Source organism: Streptomyces sp. CRN 30 (assembly GCF_034105845.1).
On record NZ_JAVRHI010000452.1, the window covers coordinates 1 to 5,297 of the forward strand.

Here is a 5,297-nt window from a genome sequence, read left to right on the forward strand (position 1 = left end):
CCTCAGCCGCAGCCGGAACTGGAGGCGGCACCGGCACCGGCACCCGTGGCGCAGGCCGCCCGCGCCGCCGAGCCGATACCGCTGACGAAGGGCGCGGCCCCGCAGCCTCCCACGACCGCGGCGCAGGCTCCGGCCGCCGCCGCCGTGCAGGAGCCCGCCCCGGCGCAGGACCCCACCACCGCCCCGGGCCCCGCCACCGCCCCGGCCCAGGCCCCGGGTCTTCCCCAGCACCCTGCTCAGCCCTCCCAGCCCTCCCAGCCCTCCCAGGCTCCTCAGCCGTCCCAGCCCGTCCAGCCGGAGGGTGTGGAGCACGCGCAGGAAGCGGTGGCGGAGGCGAAGGCGGTGGAGGGCCAGAGCCCGTGGTTCGCCGCCCCGACCCCGCAGCAGATCACGTACCAGGGCGGGTACGACCCGTCGTACAACCCCGAAGAGCAGTACGAGCAGTGGTACGAGGAGCAGCAGCCGGAGCAGTACCAGCCGGCCCCCTCGTCGGAGGAGACGGGCAGCTTCCCCATCCCGGCGGGTCCCGGCCGTACCCGTCAGCTCGGCGAGGGCGGCGTACCGCAGCCGCAGGCCGAGGTGCGGGCCGGTCAGCTGCCCATCCCCGGTCCCCGCGCGGAGTCGGCGCCGGCGGCCGTGCCGGACGAGAAGGCCGAGGAGGAGGCGTACTACCAGGTGTTCCGCCAGTCGATAGACGGCAGCCTGCCCACGCCGAAGACCCTCGGCGACAACATCGAGGCGACGTACGGCACGAAGCTCAGCCCGAGCGCCCTGAAGACCCTCTCGGACCGTTTCCAGGCCCGCTTCAACGCGGAGCTGGAGGAGGACCACATCGCGTGACCGCCCGGAGTACGGGAACGGGGGCGTCCGGTGTTCACCGGGCGCCCCCGTCGTCTTCTCACCCGGGGACGTCCCGGAACCCTCCTACCGCGCCGCGTACCCGAAGCGGGTGCCGGCCGACGGCAGGCCGCCCTGGCCGGGCTGGTAGGTGGTGACCGGGGCGACGGTGCCACCGGCGGTCACGTTGGACAGCGGCAGGGCGTGGAGCGCGCCATGGGTGCTCGGGCCGTACGCCATGCCGACGTACAGGTGGGTGCCGGTGTAGTGGATGCTCCGGCCCAGGTACTGGTTGGTGCCGGGGGTGCCGGGGATGCCGTCGCCGTCGCCGGCCTCGATCCACCTGTCGTGGGCACCGGGCGCGCCCAGGAGGGAGAAGGTCTGGATCGCGCCCGCGTTCGCCACCGCGCCGAGGGCCTCGTTCGGCACGCCGACGGCCAGCTTCAGCGTCGCCGTGGTGCTCACCGCGCGCGGCGCGGTGTTGACGGCCGACAGGGTCGAACCGAAGCGGTCGCCGGCCTCGGCGGTGCCGGACACGTCGTCGTCGGAGGTACCCGACGAGAATCCGTGGAGCTGGGTGTAGGTGCCGGAGGCGGTGATACGGAAGGTCTGGACCATGCCTGCGTCGGCCTTGTCGACGCCATCGATGGCCAGGTCCTCACCGGGCGAACCGACCGCGAGGATCGACTCGTCCGCGGTCGCGGCGCCCGACGGGCGGTGCGTCGCCAGAGCCACGGACCTGCCGAACTCGTCACCGGGCTCCGCGCCGCCGCCGACCGTGTCGAGGTCCTGGTCGAGGGCGAACAGCGGGGTGGGACGGTTCTCCGCGTTCAGCGTGTGGCTGAAGACCGCCACGGTGCCCGCGTCCGCGTCGGTGCCGATGGCCTCGCCCGGGGCGCCGACCGCGAAGTGGTTGGCGTCGGCCGCCAGGGTGCTGCCGAAGCCGTCGTCGGCCTCCACGACGCCCGGCACACCCGTGCTGTCCTGGTGGACGGTGACGTTGGTGGTGCCGTGCACGTAGAAGATCATGCCCGCCTCGGCGAGGCTGCCGAGGGCCTCACCGGGCACACCGATCACCACGAACGGTTCGCCCGCTCCACTGACACCGGCGGCGAGGGACTGACCCATGCGGTCGCCCGCCTCGGCCGCGGAGGCGGCCATGGAGCCGTTGCCCGCGCCCTGCTCGAAGTGGGTGGCCTTGGTCGCGCCGGTGCCGAGGCCGCCCGGGGCGCCGTACAGGATGTCGACCATGCCGGCGTCGGCCACGCTGCCGATGTCCTCGGAGGGGGTGCCGACGACAAGGTCGGTGCAGCCGTCCTCGTCGTAGTCGACGGTGGCCATGGCCTCGCCGAACCAGTCGCTCGCCTCGGAGCCGCCCGGCACCCAGTCGAGGTCCTGGTGGATCTCGGCGGTGCCCTTGCCGCCGCCGTACACGATACGGACGAGGCCCGCGCCGGAGTCGCCACCGACGGCGGCCGCCGGGTCGGCGACTGCGACGTCCGGGACGGCGTCGCAGTTGAAGTCGGTGATGCGGGGCGCGCCGGTCTTCTCCTCGACCCAGGAGGCCAGGTCGTCGACGCGGGCGACGACGCCGCCGGTGCCGGTCACGGACTCGTCGATGCCGTAGCAGCCGCCCTGGTACGACCGGCTGCCGAGGGCGGCCAGCTGGTGCGTGCCGCCCGCGACGCGGACCAGGGGTCCGCCCGTGTCGCCCGCACAGGCGGCCACGCCGTCCTTGCCGGTGACCGTGGCGGTGGTGGCGTCGGCGGCGTCCACCGAGAACGCGCCGGTGTGCAGGTTCAGCGGTGCCCACTCGTCGGCGCTGCGGCCGTGCCCGGCGAGCCTCAGCTCCTCGCCCGCGGTGGGCGCGGCGGTGGCCAGGGCGATGGGGGTGACGCCCGTGACCGGGCGGTTCAGCCGGGCCAGGACCACGTCACGGTCGGTGCGGGGCACGAGCTCGACGACCTCGCGGACCGCGCCGGCCGTGCTGGTGAGGTCGGAGCGCCCGATGGTCGCGGTGGTCCTCAGCCGCGGTTTGCCCGCGGGGACCGCGAGGCTCGCGGCCGGGTCGTCGGCGAAGCAGCTGGCCGCTGTCAGCAGCCATTCGCGGTCGACGAGGACACCGGAGCAGCCGCGGTCGTGGTCGCCGACGATGACCTGGGCGGTGTAGGCGTAGGTGGTCTCGGAGGCGGGGACGGCGGGACCGGTGACGGCTGCGGCGGGCACGGCGGTCACCACGACGGATCCCGCGATCAGGGCGGCGGCCGACGCGGCGAGGCGCACGGGTCTGCTGTGTCGCATGAAGTGAATTCCTTGTGGCAGGTCTGGCAGGGGGACTCGACGGGACATCACTTGGAGGTGCGGATCTCCACGAGCATGTGGGGACGGCCCTCCGGGTCGGCGCTCTGGCCCACCGCCTGCCAGGAGTTCGCGGGGACCTCGTAGGACTTCTCCTCGGCGTCCACGGTCATGTCGAGGTCGGTGGCGTATCCGGGGGTCTGCACGCCGTAGACGGAGGCGACCTCGAGCGTCAGCCAGCCGGTTGCGCCGGTGACGCGGAAGCAGACCTTCTGGTTGACGCGGGAGTAGATCTCCAGCTGGCCGGTCCCGGTGGCGCAGGTGGCGAGGGTGATGTGGCCGTCGCCGCGCTTGAGGGCGATGCCCTGCTCCTGGAGGATCTCGTCGGCCTGCGGGTAGTCGAAGGTCTCGACCGCGTAACCCGGGGCCTCGTCGGCGACGGCCCGGGCCGAGGTGACCTGCTCCGCGGCGGGCGGCCCCGCCTGCCCGCCCGCCGTCACGAGCCACGCGAGGGCGCCGGCAGCGGCGGCGGCGCCCAGGGTGCGCCCCAGGAGGCGCTCGGTTCTCGACGCGGTGGTGCTACGTGCCTTCATCGCAGTCCTAGTGGTCGGTTCCGGCGCTGGGCTGCCGGAACGGATTAAAACGGGCAGGAAGGCTGCGGCACGAAGGGCCGCCATTCGCTCGAAGAGTATGCGTGGCCAGAAAGACACATGCCCGGGAATTACACCCCCTGATACCCCCGATACCGACGGGACCCCATTCCCGCAGCCTCGGGAATATAAGACCTTCGCTCGGGTGCTTGTCCATTGCAATAAAACGTCAGGAAATGGCCAAACGCACCGTAATTCACCTGTGACCTACACCACTCCATGGGGGGTCTTGCCAGGAAAGTTCGCGGATTGTCCCTGGACAGGCAGTGAACGGAGACTGACGTTCCGCTCCTTCCGGTCGACTCGGCAGCGCGCGCCGCCAGCCCGACCGAATATTCAATTCTCCCCAAAGAGGGCTGGCCTATCGGCAGCGGACGGGTAATGTGCTCCTGCAGGTTTCGCATGTATCGCAGGCTTTGATACGACGCCCTGATTCCCCTTCCACCGAGGGCTTCGGGGCGCCACAAACATGTCCGCATCGCCGAATCCCGTACGGGAAGGATGCATACTTTGTCAGCGTCACTGTGGAGCAGACGCCGGATACTCACGACCATCGCCGGGGCGGCCGCCGTTCCCGCCCTCCCGTCGATCCTCACCCTGACCGCCGCACCCGCCCGTGCCGCCGAAACGGATGTCGCGGACACCGGCCTCCCCGACACCGACCGGGGCCGGGCCGTGTGGGCGTACAAGACGGGCGGCCGGGCGGCTCGCGAGGCCGCCGCCATCGCCCTCGTCGGCTCCTCGGGAGCCGTGTCGGCCTTCCTCACCGGCGAACTGCCCTCGGCGAACGCCGAGGACAACCGTTACACCGTGCTCTCCTCGCTCTCCTACGCCGGCGAGTCCACCCGCGAGTCGGCCGAGACGGCGTTGTCGGCGGGGGACGACGCGATCGCGGCCTTCCTGGAGACCGGCTACGCCCAGCCCCTCGAGACGGACCTGCGGGTGCAGGTCTTCACCGTCCGCAACAACAGCGGCGCCGCTGTGCGGCGGGAAGCCGACAAGGCGCTGAACGCGGGCACCGCGGACGCGCTGCGGACGTTCCTGGAGACGACCCAGCACACGGCGCGCGCGGAGGACGAGCACGTCGAGGTCTTCACCATCCTGTCGACCGCCTCCCCGCAGGTGAAGCTGTACGCGGAGCGCGCCCTGTCCGACGGCACGCCCGAGGCGATCAGCCAGTTCCTCGCCTCCGGCCAGTACATCGCCCGCGCCCGCGACGAGGAAGCCGCCACGATCGACCAGCTGGTCAAGATCGTTGAGCGGGAGGGCCGGCAGGCCCAGCTCAAGACCGAGCAGGCCGTCCGCTCCTCGGACCAGGCGAAGGAGGCCGCCGAGAAGGCCAAGGAGGCCGCGCTCGAGGCCGCCGCGGAGGCCCAGGCCGCCCAGAACGACGTCCGCAGGTCGGCCGCCGCCGCCAACAAGGCGGCCAGTGCCGCCAAGGGCGCCGCCGACGCCGCCGGCACGGCGATCTCCGCGTCCCGTACCGCCCAGGCCGCCTCCAGCCGCGCCGCC

The 5,297-nt window shown here is 72.5% G+C and carries 2 protein-coding genes and 2 pseudogenes; 2 read left to right on the forward strand and 2 right to left on the reverse strand.

Annotation, left to right across the window (positions count from 1 at the left end):
* Nucleotides 1-840: pseudogene (locus UW392_RS51535) on the forward strand (hypothetical protein); the annotation flags it as partial.
* An 84-nt stretch (nucleotides 841-924) separates the two neighbouring features.
* Here UW392_RS51535 and UW392_RS51540 read toward each other — a convergent pair.
* Together UW392_RS51540 and UW392_RS51545 are read right to left on the reverse strand one after the other, a co-directional pair.
* On the reverse strand, nucleotides 925-3,138 hold the full coding sequence (locus UW392_RS51540; RefSeq protein WP_320782357.1) for a trypsin-like serine protease: 2,214 nt from the start codon (nucleotides 3,136-3,138) through the stop codon (nucleotides 925-927).
* A 47-nt stretch (nucleotides 3,139-3,185) separates the two neighbouring features.
* A complete protein-coding gene (locus UW392_RS51545; protein WP_320782358.1) occupies nucleotides 3,186-3,728 on the reverse strand; it encodes a hypothetical protein in 543 nt (180 codons plus the stop codon).
* A gap of 567 nt (nucleotides 3,729-4,295) precedes the next feature.
* On the opposite strand from UW392_RS51545, the pseudogene UW392_RS51550 reads away from it, so the two are divergent.
* A pseudogene (locus UW392_RS51550) lies at nucleotides 4,296-5,297 on the forward strand (ALF repeat-containing protein); the annotation flags it as partial.

What these genes read in the sequence shown, in the direction of transcription:
- UW392_RS51540 (WP_320782357.1), bottom strand. Translation starts at nt 3,138, where the DNA reads ATGCGACACAGCAGACCCGTGCGCCTCGCCGCGTCGGCCGCCGCCCTG.
- UW392_RS51545 (WP_320782358.1), bottom strand. Translation starts at nt 3,728, where the DNA reads ATGAAGGCACGTAGCACCACCGCGTCGAGAACCGAGCGCCTCCTGGGG.